Origin of the sequence: Streptomyces recifensis, from assembly GCF_002154615.1 — a bacterium.
Classification (GTDB): domain Bacteria; phylum Actinomycetota; class Actinomycetes; order Streptomycetales; family Streptomycetaceae; genus Streptomyces; species Streptomyces griseoluteus.
The window spans coordinates 1-15,022 of record NZ_MUNH01000292.1; the positions used below are offsets into that span (position 1 = coordinate 1).

Sequence of the window (15,022 nt, forward strand, 5' to 3'; positions counted from 1 at the left end):
GAATCCGGCGCGGTCCCGCCACTGTCACCGGGGAGAAGTCCCCGGAAGCCAGGAACTCTCGTCGCCGGTCTCGTCGAACCAGGGCGTGGACACCCTGAGTGAGGACTACCGTGATGCCCGGCCGCCGCCCGAGAACCCGCACCAGGAACACCGGCACGCCCACGGCGAGCTAGCCGATGGGCGCCGATCGCTCGTACGCGTACGGTGCCGCCGCCGGCCTCCTCGGTGATCTCCTCCTGGGCGATCCCCAGCGCATGCACCCCGTCGCCGCCTTCGGGCGGGCCGCCGGGGGCGTGGAGCGCGTGCTGTGGCACGACCACCGCGGCTGGGGCGCGCTGCACACCCTGGTGTGCGCCGGAGGCGCCACCGCGCTCGGCGTGGTGGCCGCGCGCGCCGTACGCGCCGTATGTCCTCGCCCCGCCGCCTCCGCCGCGCTGACCGCCGCCGCCACCTGGGCCGTGGTGGGCGGTACTTCGCTCGCCCGCGAAGCGTCCGCCGTCGGCCGCGCCCTGGAGCGCGGCGACCTGGCGGCCGCGCGCGCCCGGCTGCCGCACCTGTGCGGGCGGGACCCCGAGGCGCTGGACGCCGACGCGATCGCGCGCGCCGTCGTGGAGTCGGTCGCGGAGAACACCTCCGACGCCGTGGTGGGCGCCCTGGTGTGGGGCGCGGCGGCCGGGGTGCCGGGGCTGCTGGGCTTCCGGGCCGTGAACACGCTGGACGCGATGGTCGGGCACAAGTCGCCCCGGCTGCGCCGCTTCGGCTGGGCCTCCGCCCGGCTGGACGACGTGGCCGGCTGGCCCGGCGCCCGGCTCACCGCCGTACTCGCCGCGCTCGCCGGGGACGACCCGCGCGGGGCGGTACGGGCCTGGCGGGCGGACGCGCACCGGCACCCGAGCCCCAACGCGGGCCCGGTGGAGGCCTCCTTCGCCGGCGCGCTCGGCGTCCGGCTGGGCGGCACCCTCTCCTACGGCGGCCGGGTCGAACACCGGCCCGTGCTCAACGGCACCGGGCGGCTCGTCGAGGTCGCCGACATCGGGCGGGCCGTACGGCTCTCCCGCCGGGTCGGTCTGCTCGCGCTCGGCGTCACCGTCGCCGGGCGCCTCATCGGAAGGGGGCGGGGCAGGTGAGCGGTGGTCTGCTGGTCGCGGGGACGACGTCCGACGCGGGCAAGAGCGTGGTGACGGCCGGGATCTGCCGGTGGCTGGTCCGGCAGGGCGTCAAGGTGGCGCCGTTCAAGGGGCAGAACATGTCCCTCAACTCCTTCGTGACCCGTGAGGGCGCGGAGATCGGGCGGGCGCAGGCCATGCAGGCGCAGGCGTGCCGGGTCGAGCCGACGGCGCTGATGAACCCCGTGCTGCTCAAGCCCGGTGGCGAGCGCAGCAGCCAGGTGGTGCTGCTGGGGAAGCCGGTGGGCGAGCTGAGCGCGCGCGGCTATCACGGTGGGCGTCAACAGGCCCTGCTGGGCACGGTGCTGGAGTGCCTGGAGGAGTTGCGGGGCACGTATGACGCGGTGATCTGTGAGGGCGCGGGCTCGCCCGCCGAGATCAACCTGCGGCGCACCGACATCGTCAACATGGGCGTCGCGCGGGGCGCGGGGCTGCCCGTCCTCGTCGTCGGCGACATCGACCGGGGTGGGGTCTTCGCCTCCTTCTTCGGCACCGTCGCCCTGCTCTCCCCCGAGGACCAGGCGCTGGTCGCCGGGTTCCTGGTGAACAAGTTCCGGGGCGACGTGACGCTGCTGGAGCCGGGCCTGGACATGCTGCGCGGCCTCACCGGACGGCACACCTACGGGGTGCTGCCGTTCCGGCACGGACTCGGCATCGACGAGGAGGACGGTCTCAGGGTCTCCCTGCGCGGGAGCGTGAGGGAGTCGGCCGTCGCTCCCCCGCACGGCGAGGACGTGCTGCGGGTCGCCGTGTGCGCCGTCCCGCTGATGTCCAACTTCACCGACGTGGACGCCCTCGCCGCCGAACCCGGCGTGGTGGTCCGCTTCGTGGACCGGCCCGAGGAACTGGCCGACGCCGACCTCGTGGTGGTGCCGGGCACGCGCGGGACCGTACGGGCGCTTCAGTGGCTGCGCGAGCGGGGTCTCGCCGAGGCGCTCGCGCGCCGGGCGGCCGAGGGGCGTCCGGTGCTCGGGATCTGCGGCGGCTTCCAGGTGCTCGGCGAGCACATCGAGGACGACGTCGAGTCCCGTGCCGGAAGCGTGCCGGGCCTCGGACTGCTCCCGGTGCGGGTGCGGTTCCACCCCGGGAAGACCCTCGCCCGGCCCGTCGGAGAGGCCCTCGGCGAGCCGGTCGAGGGGTACGAGATCCACCACGGCGTCGCCGAGGTGCTGGGCGGGACACCCTTCCTGGACGGGTGCCGCACCGGCCAGGTCTGGGGCACCCACTGGCACGGCTCGCTGGAGTCGGACGGCTTCCGGCGCGCCTTCCTGCGCGAGGTCGCCACCGCCTCCGGGCGCCGCTTCGTCCCGGCCCCCGACACGTCCTTCGCCGCGCTGCGCGAGGAGCAGCTCGACCTGCTCGGCGATCTGATCGAACACCACGCGGACACGGACGCGCTCTGGCGGCTCATCGAGTCGGGCGCGCCCGCAGGACTGCCCTTCATTCCACCGGGAGCGCCCGCATGAGCACAGTGTTGCTGCTGTCCACCGCCGACACCGACCTGCTGGCCGCCCGCGCCAGCGGCGCCGACTACCGCATCGGCAACCCGTCCCGCGTCGACGCGGCCGCCGACCTGCCCGCCCTGCTCTACGGCGCGGACCTCGCGGTCGTCCGGCTGCTGGGCGGCAAGCGGGCATGGGAGGACGGGCTCGCCGCGCTGAAGGCGTCGGGGGTGCCGACGGTGCTGCTGGGCGGCGAGAGCGTGCCGGACGCCGAGCTGATGGCCGAGTCCACCGCCCCGGCCGGGGTCGTCGCGGAGGCGCTGCGCTATCTGGTCGAGGGCGGCCCGGCGAACCTGCTGGAGCTGTCCCGGTTCCTCTCCGACACCGTCCTGCTGACCGGCGAGGGCTTCGAGGAGCCGCACCGTATGCCGGAGTTCGGGCTGCACGGCGCCTACGAACAGCGGCCCGGCCGGCCGACCGTGGGCGTGCTCTTCTACCGGGCCCACGAACTCAGCGGCAACACCGCCTTCGTGGACACCCTGTGCGCGGCCATCGAGGAACGCGGTGCCAACGCCCTGCCGGTGTACTGCGGTTCGCTGCGCGACGCGGACGCGGGGCTGTACGAACTGCTGGGCCGGACCGACGCCCTGGTCGCCACCGTGCTCGCGGCCGGAGGGGCGCACGCCTCGGCCGCCTCGGCGGGCGGTGACGAGGAGGCGTGGGACATCGGCGCCCTCGCGGACCTGAACGTGCCGGTGCTGCAAGGACTGTGCCTCACCTCCACGCGGGCCGCCTGGGACGCCTCGGACGCGGCTCTCTCCCCCATGGACGCCGCGATGCAGGTCGCCATCCCGGAGTTCGACGGCCGCCTGATCACCGTGCCCTTCTCCTTCAAGGAGCCCGGACCCGACGAGGTCCCGGTCTACGTCGCCGACCCCGAGCGGGCGGCCCGTGTCGCCGGGATCGCCGTACGCCACGCGGCACTTCGGCACAAGCCGAACGCCGAGAAGCGGATCGCGCTGGTCTTCACCGCCTATCCCACCAAGCACTCCCGCGTCGGCAACGCCGTCGGCCTGGACACCCCCGCCTCGGCGGTCCGGGTGCTGGACGCGCTGCGCGACGCCGGGTACGGGGTGAGCGAGCACCCCTCCGAGGGCGACGAGCTGATCCACCGGCTGATCGCGGCCGGCGGTCACGACGTGGAGTGGCTCACCGAGGAGCAGCTCGCCGCCGCGCCCGCACGGGTGCCGCTCGCGGACTACCGGGCCTGGTTCGACACCCTGGACCCCGAGCTGCGCGACGCCATGCTGGAGGCGTGGGGCGAGCCGCCGGGCAGCCTGTACGTGGACGGCGACGACATCGTGCTCGCCTCCCTGCGGTTCGGGAACGTCGTCGTGATGATCCAGCCGCCGCGCGGCTTCGGCGAGAACCCCATCGCCATCTACCACGACCCCGACATGCCGCCCTCGCACCACTACCTGGCCGCCTACCGGTGGCTGGAGAACAGCTTCGGCGCCGACGCCGTCGTGCACATGGGCAAGCACGGCACCATGGAGTGGCTGCCGGGCAAGGGCCTCGGCCTCTCGCGCGGCTGCGCCCCGGACGCGGTACTCGGTGAACTCCCGCTGATCTACCCCTTCATCGTCAACGACCCCGGCGAGGGCACCCAGGCCAAGCGGCGCGGGCACGCCACGGTGGTCGACCACCTGGTGCCGCCGATGGCCCGCGCCGACACCTACGGCGACCTCGCCAAGCTGGAACAGCTGCTGGACGAGTACGCGCTCGTCTCCGACCTGGACCCGGCCAAGGCGCCGGCCGTACGGGCCCAGATCTGGACGCTGGTCAAGGCCGCCGAGCTGCACCACGACCTGCACGTGGACGAGCAGCCGGAGGACGACGACTTCGACTCGTTCGTCATGCACATCGACGGCTACCTCTGCGAGATCAAGGACGTGCAGATCCGCGACGGACTGCACATCCTGGGCGGCGGCCCGGAGGGCGAGCCCCGCGTCAACCTCGTCCTCGCCGTGCTGCGCGCCTCCCAGGTGTGGGGCGGTAAGGCCGATGCCCTGCCGGGACTGCGGGCCGCGCTGGCGCAGCACTTCGGGCTGGTGGAGAAGGAGCTGCTGGCCGAGCCGGGCGCGCCGGTGAAGGTGCCGGTGGAGCTGACCGACCTGGCCGAGGGGCCGGCGCGCACCGGGGCCGACGCCGTCGACCTGCTGGAGAAGCTGTGCCGGGGCATCGCCGAGGGCATGGAGGCGCGGGACTGGGACCGGGCGGCCGTACCGGCGGTGCTGGACGAGGTGCTGGGCTTCGCACTGGCCGACGCCACGGCCGTGCTGGAGTTCGCCTGTACGGAGGTCGTGCCCCGGCTCGCCCGGACCACCGACGAGATCGGGCACATCCTCCGCGCGCTGGACGGCGGTTACGTCCCGGCGGGGCCCTCCGGGTCGCCCACGCGGGGTCTGGTCAACGTGCTGCCGACCGGGCGCAACTTCTACTCCGTCGACCCCAAGGCGATCCCGTCGCGGCTCAGCTGGGAGGTCGGGCAGTCGCTCGCGGACTCGCTGGTGCAGCGGTATCTGGCCGACACCGGGGAGTACCCCAAGTCGGTGGGGCTCACCGTGTGGGGCACCTCCGCCATGCGGACCCAGGGCGACGACATCGCGGAGATCCTCGCGCTGCTGGGCTGCCGCCCGGTGTGGGACGACGCCTCGCGCCGGGTCACCGGCTTCGAGATCGTGCCGCTCGCCGAGCTGGGGCGCCCGCGCATCGACGTCACCGTCCGCATCTCCGGCTTCTTCCGGGACGCGTTCCCGCACGTGGTCGGGCTGATCGACGACGCGGTGCGCGCGGTGGCCGAGCTGGAGGAGCCCGGCGGGTCCAACTACGTCCGGGCCCATGTCGAGGAGGACACCGCGGAGCACGGTGACCGCCGCCGCGCCACCGCCCGCGTCTTCGGCTCCAAGCCGGGCGCGTACGGGGCGGGTCTGCTGCCCCTGATCGACGCCCGCAACTGGCGCTCCGACGCGGACCTCGCCGAGGTGTACGCGGTCTGGGGCGGCTACGCCTACGGCCGCGGGCTGGACGGGCGCGCGGCGCGGGGGGACATGGAGACGGCGTTCCGGCGGATCGCGGTGGCGGCGAAGAACGTCGACACCCGCGAGCACGACCTCGTCGACGCGGACGACTACTTCCAGTACCACGGCGGCATGGTCGCCATGGTCCGCCACCTGACCGGCACCAGCCCCGAGGCGTACGTGGGTGACTCGGCCGTCCCCGACCAGGTCAAGACCCGCACCCTCGGCGAGGAGACGCACCGCGTCTTCCGCGCCCGCGTGGTCAATCCGCGCTGGATGGCCGCGATGCGCAGGCACGGCTACAAGGGCGCCTTCGAGATGGCGGCGACCGTGGACTACCTCTTCGGGTACGACGCCACGGCGGGCGTGGTGGACGACTGGATGTACGAGAAGTTGTCGGCCGAGTACGTCTTCGACCCGGAGAACCAGGACTTCATGAAGAAGTCCAACCCGTGGGCCCTGCGCGGCATCACCGAGCGCCTGCTGGAGGCGGCGGACCGGGGGCTGTGGGCGGAGCCGGACCAGGACACCCTGGACCGGCTCCGGGCGACGTATCTGGAACTCGAGGGAGAGCTGGAGGGAGACGAGTGAGCACGCGATTCCCGTTCACCGCGGTGGTCGGGCAGCAGGATCTGCAACTGGCCCTGCTGCTCAACGCCGTCGCGCCGAACATCGGCGGGGTGCTCGTGCGGGGCGAGAAGGGCACCGCCAAGAGCACCGCCGTACGCGCGCTGGCGGCGCTGCTGCCCGAGGTCGAGGTGGTCGCCGGGTGCCGGTTCTCCTGTGATCCGGCATCCCCCGACCCGACCTGCCCGGACGGGCCGCACACCGGGGCGGCGGCCGAGGCGCGGGACGCGCGGATGGTCGAGTTGCCGGTGGGGGCGTCGGAGGACCGGCTGGTCGGGGCGCTGGACATCGAGCGGGCGCTCGCGGAGGGGGTCAAGGCGTTCGAGCCGGGGCTGCTGGCCGCGGCCAACCGGGGCATCCTCTACGTCGACGAGGTCAACCTTCTGCACGACCACTTGGTTGACGTGCTGCTGGACGCGGCCGCGATGGGTGCCTCGTACGTCGAGCGCGAGGGGGTCTCCGTACGGCATGCCGCGCGGTTCCTGCTCGTCGGGACGATGAACCCCGAAGAGGGGGAACTGCGGCCGCAGTTGCTCGACCGGTTCGGGCTGACCGTGGAGGTCGCGGCCTCACGGGAGCCGGATCAGCGGGTGGAGGTCGTACGGCGCAGGCTGGCGTACGACGACGATCCGGCCGCCTTCGCGGCGCGCTGGGCGGACGAGGAGAGCGCCGTGCGGCGACGCATCGTCGGGGCGCGGGAGTTGCTGCCCAAGGTGCGGCTGGGCGACGGTGCGCTGAAGCAGATCGCGGCGACCTGTGCGGCCTTCGAGGTGGACGGCATGCGGGCCGACATCGTGATGGCGCGTACCGCGACCGCGCTGGCCGCCTGGGACGGGCGGAGCGACGTACTGGCCGAGGACGTGCGGCAGGCCGCGCTGCTGGCGCTGCCGCACCGGCGGCGGCGCAACCCCTTCGACGCGCCGGGTCTGGACGAGGACAAACTCGACCGGACGCTGGAGGAGTCGGCCGGGGACGACGACGATCCCGATCCGGACGGTCCCGGTGGCGGCGGGCAGCCGTCGCCGGAGGAGGGGCCGCAGGGCGGGGACGCCGGTGCGCAGGCCGGGACCGGAGAGGACGGAAAGGACGGGGAGCCGCAGCCGGCCGCCGGCGGGGCGGGTGAACAGGCGCCGGCGCGGGCGGCGGAGCCGTTCCGTACCAAGGCGCTGACCGTGCCCGGTGTCGGTGCGGGCGCGGCCGGCCGGCGTTCGCGGGCGCGGACCGAGCGCGGGCGGACCACCGGCGCGCTGCGGCCGCGCGGTGCGCTGACCAGACTGCACCTGGCGGCCACCGTCCGGGCGGCGGCGCCGCATCAGCGGGCGCGGGGCCGGTCGGGACCGGGGCTGGTGCTGCGCCGCGACGATCTGCGGCAGGCGGCGCGGGAGGGGCGCGAGGGGAACCTCGTGCTGTTCGTCGTGGACGCCTCCGGTTCGATGGCGGCGCGGCAGCGGATGAGCGCGGTGAAGGGTGCCGTGCTGTCGCTGCTGCTGGACGCCTACCAGCGGCGGGACAAGGTCGGTCTGGTGACCTTCCGGGGCACGGCCGCCGAGGTGGCGCTGCCCCCGACCTCGTCGGTGGACGCGGCGGCGGCCCGGCTGGAGTCGCTGCCGACCGGCGGCCGTACGCCGCTGGCCGCGGGGCTGCTGAAGGCGCACGACGTGCTGCGGGTGGAGCGGCTGCGGGACCCCTCGCGGCGGGCGCTGCTGGTGGTGGTGACGGACGGCCGGGCGACCGGTGGTCCCGAGCCGGTGGCGCTGGCGGGGCGCGCGGCGCGGCTGCTGGGCGCGGAGTCGGTGGCCTCGGTGGTCGTGGACTGCGAGTCGGGGCCGGTGCGGCTGGGGCTCGCGGGGCGGCTCGCGGAGGAGCTGGGGGGTACGGCGGTGACGCTGGAGGAGCTGCGGGCGGACGCCATCGCCGGGCTGGTCAGGGATGTGCGGGGGACGACTTCGAGGAGGGCCGCGTAGTGCCGCAGGGGCAGCCGAGTGTGGTGCCGGACGACGGGCTGACGACGCGGCAGCGGCGCAATCGCCCGCTGGTGGTCGTGCACACGGGGATCGGGAAGGGCAAGTCGACGGCCGCGTTCGGCCTGGCGCTGCGGGCCTGGAACCAGGGGTGGCCGATCGGGGTGTTCCAGTTCGTCAAGTCGGCGAAGTGGAAGGTCGGCGAGGAGAACGCGCTGCGCGTGCTCGGTGCCTCCGGCGAGGGCGGGACCGTCGACTGGCACAAGATGGGCGAGGGGTGGTCCTGGGTGCAGCGGGACGCCCAGCTCGACAACGAGGAGAAGGCTCGGGAGGGCTGGGCGCAGGTCAAGCGGGACCTGGCCGCCGAGACGTACCGGCTGTACGTGCTGGACGAGTTCGCGTACCCGATGCACTGGGGGTGGGTGGACACCGAGGAGGTCGTCTCGGTGCTGCGGGAGCGGCCGGGGAATCAGCACGTGGTGATCACCGGGCGTAACGCGCCCGCCGCCCTGGTGGAGTTCGCGGATCTGGTGACCGACATGTCCAAGGTCAAGCACCCCATGGACGCCGGCCAGAAGGGGCAGAGGGGCATCGAGTGGTGATGTCCGTTCCCCGGCTGGTCATCGCCGCGCCCTCGTCGGGGTGCGGGAAGACGACCGTCGCCACGGGGCTGATGGCCGCGTTCGCCGCGCGGGGCCTCGCGGTGTCTCCGCACAAGGTGGGGCCGGACTACATCGATCCCGGGTATCACGCGCTCGCCACCGGGCGGGCGGGGCGGAATCTCGACGCGTACCTGTGCGGGCCGGAGCTGGTCGCCCCGCTGTTCGGCCATGGGGCCCGGGGGTGTGATCTCGCGGTCGTCGAGGGCGTGATGGGGCTGTACGACGGGGCCGCGGGACAGGGGGAGCTGGCGTCCACCGCGCAGGTCGCCAAGTTGCTGCGGGCGCCGGTGGTGCTGGTCGTCGACGCGTCGTCGCAGTCGCGGTCCGTTGCGGCGCTGGTGCATGGGTTCGCGTCCTGGGACACGGGGGTGCGGATCGGGGGCGTCATCCTCAACAAGGTGGGGTCCGCGCGGCACGAGGCGCTGCTGCGGGAGGCTCTGGAGGAGGCGGGGGTGCCTGTGCTGGGCGCGCTGCGGCGGGCCTCGCAGGTGGAGACGCCGTCTCGGCATCTGGGTCTGGTGCCGGTCGCCGAGCGGGGTGCCGCCGCGGTGTCCGCGGTCGCGGCGATGGCGGCGCAGGTGTCCGCCGGGTGCGACCTGGACGAGCTGATGGCGCTGGCGCGCAGTGCGGGAGCGTTGCCGGGTGCGGCCTGGTCTCCGGCCGAGGCCCTTTCTCCGACCACCCGCGACCGGTCGCCCCGGGGCGACGACGGCGACGCCGCAGGTGCACGACCCGTGGTGGCCGTCGCCGGTGGGCCCGCGTTCACCTTCTCCTACGCCGAGCACGCCGAACTGCTCGAAGCCGCCGGGGCGGAGGTCGTCGCCTTCGACCCGCTGCGGGACGAGCGACTGCCCGAGGGGACTCGGGGACTCGTCGTCGGCGGGGGGTTCCCCGAGGTCTACGCGGGTGAGCTCGGGGCCAACGAGCCGCTGCGCGGGGAGATCGCCGCGCTCGCCCTTTCCGGGGCGCCCGTCGCCGCCGAGTGTGCCGGACTGCTCTACCTGTGCCGGGAGCTCGACGGGGTCCCCATGTGCGGGGTGCTCGACGCGGCCGCGCGGATGGGCGAGCGGCTGACGCTCGGGTACCGGGACGCCGTGGCCGTGGGGGACAGCGTGCTGGCGGCGGCCGGGACCCGGATGCGGGGGCACGAGTTCCACCGGACCGTGATCGAGCCGGGGGCGGGCGAGGCTCCCGCGTGGGGCGTTGTCGCGCCCCGCCGGCGGGTGGAGGGGTTCGTGCAGCGGGGCGTGCACGCGAGTTATCTGCATACGCACTGGGCCTCGGAGCCCAAGGTGGCCCGGAATTTCACGGAGAGGTGCCGGACTTCATGAGCAGCAGGCTGGTCGGGGTCGGAGTGGGTCCCGGGGACCCGGAGCTGGTGACGGTGAAGGGGGTCAACGCGTTGCGGGCCGCCGATGTGGTGGTCGTACCGGTGATGGACACCATGGAGCGGGGCCGGGCGGAGGCGACGGTGCTGCACCACGTGTCCGGGGAGAAGATCGTCCGGGTGGTGTTCGCGCTGAACGAGCGGACGGACCACGCGCGCCGGGAGGCCGCGTGGGACGCGGCGGGCGCGCGGGTCGCGGAGCTGTTGCGGGAGCACGCGTACGTGGCGTTCGCGACCATCGGTGATCCCCACGTGTACTCGACCTTCACCTACCTCGCGCAGACGCTCACCGCCCTGGTGCCGGAGCTGGTCGTCGAGACGGTCCCCGGCATCACCGCGATGCAGGACCTCGCGGCCAGGTCGGGCGCGGTCCTGACCGAGGGCACCGAGCCGCTGACGCTGGTCCCGGTGACGGCGGGCGCCGCGGCGCTGAAGGAGGCGCTGGCCGGTCCGGGGACCGTGGTGGCGTACAAGTTCGGGCGGCACGCGGCCGAGGTGGCCCGGGCGCTGCGGGAGTCCGGCCGGCTGGAGGACGCGGTGTGGGGCTCGGCGCTGGGCCTGCCGGAGGAGTCCGTACGGCCCGCCGCCGAGCTGGACGGCGACGCGCTGCCGTACCTGTCGACGCTCATCGCGCCGCCCCGGCGCGAGGGCGGCCGGGGCGGGAAGCTGTGAGGGGGTCAGCCGCCGGAGAAGCCGACCACCAGCCAGATGAAGGCCGCGCCCGCGACGGTGCACAGCACGGTGGAGCGGGCGGGGTGGTCGTGGTGGGCCTCGGGGAGGATCTCGGCGGCGGCGAGATAGAGCAGCGCGCCGCCGAACAGGCCGAGGTAGCCGCCGAGCAGCTTCTCCGGGATGTGCACGAGCGTGGTGGACAGCGCGCCCAGCACCGGCGCGCAGGCGTCGGCGACCAGCATGGCGACGGCCCGCTTGCGGGCGTTGCCGTACAGGCTGGTGATGGTGAAGGTGTTGAAGCCGTCGGCGAAGTCGTGCGCGATCACGGCGAGGGCGACGGACACGCCCATGCCGTCGCCGATCTGGAAGGCGGCGCCGATGGCGACGCCGTCCATGAAGCTGTGTCCGACCATCGCGGCGGCCGCCGTGAGGCCGACCTCGGGCGCGCGGTGCGTGTGCTCGCCGGCTCCGTGCGCGGCCTGGCGGCCGGCGAGGAGACGTTCCACCAGATGGGCCAGCAGGAATCCGGCGACGAACAGCACCAGCGCCGCGGGTACGCCGAACACTTTGTGACCGGCCGCCTCCAGCGCCTCGGGGAGCAGGTCGAGACCGACCACGCCCAGCATGAGGCCGCCGGCCAGGCCCAGGACCAGATGGCGGCGGTCGGTCACGCGCTGCGCCGTCCAGCCGCCGGCCAGCGTCATCAGGAACGCGCCGAGCGCGACAAGGACCGCCATAGGCCCTTGCTATCCGATGCGGGGCCCTGTGCGCACATCCTGCGGCCCGCGAACCCCACCAGACCCTGACATTAACCCCAGTTCCACAGCCCCCTCCCGGACCACGACCACGTGTCCGGGCTTCCCTCAGGAGAGGACCCTTCCCATGGCCGATGCCCCCGCCGGCAAGGTGACGTTCGTCGGTGCCGGGCCCGGTGCCGCCGATCTGCTGACGTTCCGCGCGGCCCGCGCGATCGCGGAGGCGGACGTGGTGATCTGGGCGGCCAGCCTGGTCCGCGCCGAGGTGCTGGAGCACGCCCGCGCGGACGCGGAGATCCTCGACTCGGCGACCCTCTCCCTGGAGGACGTGGTGGCCGTGTACCGGCGTGCCCACGCGGAGGGTCTGAAGGTCGCGCGGGTGCACTCCGGGGACCCCTCGCTGTGGGGCGGCACGCAGGAACAGATGGACCGCTGCGCGGAGGTCGGGATCGCCACGGAGATCGTGCCGGGCGTGTCCTCGTTCTCGGCGGTGGCCGCGCTGGCCGGGCGGGAGCTGACCATCCCGGAGGTGGCCCAGTCGGTGATCCTGACCCGGCTCGGCGGCGGCAAGACGCCGATGCCGCCCGGTGAGGAGGTGCGCGAGTTCGCCCGGCACGGCACCACGATGGCGGTGTTCCTGTCGGCGGCGCGCAGCGGCCAGTTGGTGCGGGAGCTGCTGGAGGGCGGCTACCCGACCTCCACCCCGGTCGTGGTCGCCCATCAGGTGACCTGGCCGGAGGAACTGGTGGTGCGGTGCACGATCGGCACGCTGGAGGAGACGGTCAAGGAGCACCGGCTGTGGAAGCACACGCTGTTCCTGGTCGGCGCCGCGCTGGACGCGCACGGCACCCGCTCGCACCTGTACCACCCCGGCCACTTCCACGGCTTCCGCAAGGCCGACCCCACGGCGCGGCGGGCGCTGCGCGAGCGGGGGGCGAGCAGTTGATCACGGTCGTCGGCGCGGGGACGGGCGCCCCGCTCCCGCCGGACGCGCTCACCGGGGCGGAGCTGGTGGTCGGCGGGCAGCGCCATCTGGACGCGGCGCAGGTGCCCGAGGGAGCGGCACGCGTGGTGCTCGGCCCGCTGGCGCCCGCCCTGGACGCGATCGGCAAGTACGTGGCCGAGCGGCGGCCGGTGGTGGTGCTGGCCTCGGGTGATCCGGGGTTCTTCGGCGTCGTGCGGGTGCTGGCGGAACGCTTCGGGGCGGGCCTGCTCGACGTCCGGCCGGGCGTGTCCTCGGTGGCGGGTGCCTTCGCCCGGCTGGGGCTGACCTGGGACGACGCGGTGGTGGTGAGCGCGCACGGACGGGACCTGCGTACCGCGGTGAACGTGTGCCGGGCACGCCCGAAGGTGGCCGTGCTGACCGGGCCGGGTTCGGGTCCGGCCGAGCTGGGCGCCCGGCTCGACGGTACGGGCCGGGTGCTGGTCGTGGTGAGCGCGCTCGGTGATCCGGAGCGGGAGCGGGTGGAGCGGGTGACACCCGCCGAGGCCGCCGCGCGGGACTGGGGTCCGGCGGTGAGCGTGGTGCTGTGCCTGGACGAGACGCGGGACGGGGACGGTCCGCGCACGGTCGCCGGTCCGGGTGCCGGGCCCGCGCGATGGGCGCTCGCCGAGAACGAGTTCGCGCACCGCGACTCGATGATCACGAAGTTCGAGGTGCGGGCGCTGGCGCTCGCCCGGCTCGGGCCGCGCCTGGGCGACCTGGTGTGGGACGTGGGCGCGGGGTCGGGCTCGGTGGCCGTGGAGTGCGCGCGGCTCGGCGCGGCCGTGACCGCCGTGGAGAAGACCGAGGACGGCGCCGGGCGGGTACGGGCCAACGCCCGCGCCCACGGCGTCGACGTGAGCGTGGTGCACGGCACCGCCCCGGAGGCGCTGGCCGGGCTCGACGAGCCCGACGCGGTGTTCGTGGGCGGTGGCGGGCGTGACCTGCCCGCCGTGGTGGGCGTCTGCGCCAAGCGGGCGCGGCGGACGGTCGTGGTGGCCGTGGCCGCGCTGGACCGGGTCGGCCCGGTGCGCGAGGCGCTGACGCGGGCCGGGCTGAGCTGTGACGGGGTGCTGTTGCAGTCCTCGCGGCTGGCGCCGCTGCCGGGTGACGTGACCCGGCTGGCGGCCGGCAACCCCGTTTTCCTGCTGTGGGGCGACCGCCTCCCGGCACGGAGTGAAGGAGGAGTCCAGTGATCGGCCTGATTTCCGCCACCGCGGCGGGGGCGGCGGCCCGTGACCGGCTGGCCGCGGCCTGGCCGGACCGTACGCGGGTGTACGAGGGCCCGGCCGGGGAGGCCGTACGGGCGGCGTTCGCGGAGTGCGACCGGCTGGTGTGCTTCCTGGCCACCGGTGCCACGGTCCGGCTGCTGGCCCCGCTGCTCGGGGACAAGGCCGCCGATCCGGGCGTGGTGTGCGTGGACGAGGGCGGCCGGTTCGCGGTGTCGCTGGTCGGCGGACACGGCGGCGGCGCCAATGAACTGGCGCACGAGGTGGCCCAGTTGCTCGGGGCGGAGCCCGTGGTGACGACGGCGACGGACGCGGCGGGCCTGGCCGGACTGGACACCCTGGGCCTGCCGGCGGAGGGCGCGGTCGCGGCGGTGTCGCGGGCGCTGCTGGACGGTGAACCGGTGTCGCTGGAGGCCGAGTCGGCCTGGCCGCTGCCGCCGGTGCCTTTCGCCGGACAGGGCGCGTACACGGTGCGGTTGACCGACCGGGCCGTACCACCGGGCCCGCGGGAGGTGCTGTTGCGTCCGCCGTCCCTGGTGGTCGGGGTCGGCGCGTCCAGGGGTGCGCCTGTCGGGGAGGTGCTCGGGCTGATCGAGGAGGCGTTGCGCGAGGCGGGGCTCTCGGTGCGTTCGGTCGCCGAACTCGCCACCGTGGACGCCAAGTCCGAGGAGCCCGGCATCGTGGCCGCCGCCGGGCGGCTGGGCGTGCCCCTGGTGACGTACCCGGCGGACGAACTGGCCGCCGTGGCCGTGCCGAACCCCTCCGACGCGCCCCTCGCCGCGGTCGGCACCCCTTCGGTGGCGGAGGCCGCCGCGCTGCGGACCGGTGGCGAACTCCTCGTGCCCAAGCGGAAGTCGGCCGCCAGTCCCGCCATGGCGACCTGCGCGGTCGTACGGCGTCCCGGCCGGGGCCGGCTCGCGGTGGTCGGGCTCGGGCCCGGCGCCCGCGACCTGCTGACCCCGCGCGCGGCCGCCGAACTGCGGCGCGCCTCGGTGCTGGTGGGGCTCGACCAGTACGTCGACCAGATCCGCGACCTGATCCGGCCCGGCACCCGGGTGC

The 15,022-nt window shown here is 74.7% G+C and carries 11 protein-coding genes; 10 read left to right on the forward strand and 1 reads right to left on the reverse strand.

The window, feature by feature from the left end:
- The first annotated feature begins 176 nt into the window (after positions 1–176).
- The 7 genes from CCN33_RS16810 to cobI are packed head-to-tail and all read left to right on the forward strand — an operon-like array spanning position 177 to position 10,997.
- Positions 177–1,127, forward strand: a complete 951-nt coding sequence (locus tag CCN33_RS16810) for a cobalamin biosynthesis protein (protein WP_086694409.1) — start codon at positions 177–179, stop codon at positions 1,125–1,127.
- Complete coding sequence (locus CCN33_RS16815) at positions 1,124–2,632, forward strand: cobyric acid synthase (protein WP_086694410.1); 1,509 nt, start codon at positions 1,124–1,126, stop codon at positions 2,630–2,632. Before CCN33_RS16810 ends, CCN33_RS16815 begins: the two co-directional genes overlap by 4 nt.
- Positions 2,629–6,279, forward strand: a complete 3,651-nt coding sequence (gene cobN, locus CCN33_RS16820) for a cobaltochelatase subunit CobN (protein WP_086694411.1) — start codon at positions 2,629–2,631, stop codon at positions 6,277–6,279. Before CCN33_RS16815 ends, cobN begins: the two co-directional genes overlap by 4 nt.
- Positions 6,276–8,279, forward strand: coding sequence for a putative cobaltochelatase (locus CCN33_RS16825; protein WP_086694412.1), 2,004 nt, complete (start codon positions 6,276–6,278; stop codon positions 8,277–8,279). Before cobN ends, CCN33_RS16825 begins: the two co-directional genes overlap by 4 nt.
- The gene (gene cobO / locus CCN33_RS16830) at positions 8,279–8,878 is read left to right on the forward strand and encodes a cob(I)yrinic acid a,c-diamide adenosyltransferase (protein WP_086694413.1); all 600 of its coding nucleotides are present in this window, start codon (positions 8,279–8,281) and stop codon (positions 8,876–8,878) included. Before CCN33_RS16825 ends, cobO begins: the two co-directional genes overlap by 1 nt.
- On the forward strand, positions 8,878–10,269 hold the full coding sequence (locus CCN33_RS16835; protein ID WP_208621781.1) for a cobyrinic acid a,c-diamide synthase CobB: 1,392 nt from the start codon (positions 8,878–8,880) through the stop codon (positions 10,267–10,269). Before cobO ends, CCN33_RS16835 begins: the two co-directional genes overlap by 1 nt.
- Positions 10,266–10,997 carry a precorrin-2 C(20)-methyltransferase gene (gene cobI, locus CCN33_RS16840; RefSeq protein ID WP_086694418.1) on the forward strand — a complete coding sequence of 244 codons (732 nt, stop codon included), beginning with the start codon at positions 10,266–10,268 and terminating at the stop codon, positions 10,995–10,997. Before CCN33_RS16835 ends, cobI begins: the two co-directional genes overlap by 4 nt.
- A 5-nt stretch (positions 10,998–11,002) precedes the next feature.
- On the opposite strand, the gene CCN33_RS16845 is transcribed toward cobI, so the two are convergent.
- On the reverse strand, positions 11,003–11,734 hold the full coding sequence (locus tag CCN33_RS16845) for a ZIP family metal transporter (protein WP_086694415.1): 732 nt from the start codon (positions 11,732–11,734) through the stop codon (positions 11,003–11,005).
- Between the two features lie 145 nt (positions 11,735–11,879).
- Between CCN33_RS16845 and cobM the strand changes: the two genes are divergently transcribed.
- From cobM to CCN33_RS16860, 3 genes are all read left to right on the forward strand, one after another.
- Complete coding sequence (gene cobM / locus CCN33_RS16850) at positions 11,880–12,698, forward strand: precorrin-4 C(11)-methyltransferase (RefSeq protein WP_086694416.1); 819 nt, start codon at positions 11,880–11,882, stop codon at positions 12,696–12,698.
- Positions 12,695–13,930: a precorrin-6y C5,15-methyltransferase (decarboxylating) subunit CbiE gene (cbiE, locus tag CCN33_RS16855; protein ID WP_086694417.1), complete on the forward strand. Its 1,236-nt coding sequence runs from the start codon at positions 12,695–12,697 to the stop codon at positions 13,928–13,930. Before cobM ends, cbiE begins: the two co-directional genes overlap by 4 nt.
- The coding region (locus tag CCN33_RS16860) for a bifunctional cobalt-precorrin 5A hydrolase/precorrin-3B C(17)-methyltransferase (RefSeq protein WP_208621782.1) at positions 13,927–15,022 on the forward strand (1,096 nt) is incomplete at its 3' end. The genes cbiE and CCN33_RS16860, both read left to right, overlap by 4 nt.

Excerpts from the sequence above, each read along its gene's own strand:
- CCN33_RS16810 (WP_086694409.1), top strand. The coding sequence starts at position 177 with ATGGGCGCCGATCGCTCGTACGCGTACGGTGCCGCCGCCGGCCTCCTC.
- cobN (WP_086694411.1), top strand. The coding sequence starts at position 2,629 with ATGAGCACAGTGTTGCTGCTGTCCACCGCCGACACCGACCTGCTGGCC.
- CCN33_RS16835 (WP_208621781.1), top strand. The coding sequence starts at position 8,878 with ATGTCCGTTCCCCGGCTGGTCATCGCCGCGCCCTCGTCGGGGTGCGGG.
- cobI (WP_086694418.1), top strand. The coding sequence starts at position 10,266 with ATGAGCAGCAGGCTGGTCGGGGTCGGAGTGGGTCCCGGGGACCCGGAG.
- CCN33_RS16845 (WP_086694415.1), bottom strand. The coding sequence starts at position 11,734 with ATGGCGGTCCTTGTCGCGCTCGGCGCGTTCCTGATGACGCTGGCCGGC.
- cobM (WP_086694416.1), top strand. The coding sequence starts at position 11,880 with ATGGCCGATGCCCCCGCCGGCAAGGTGACGTTCGTCGGTGCCGGGCCC.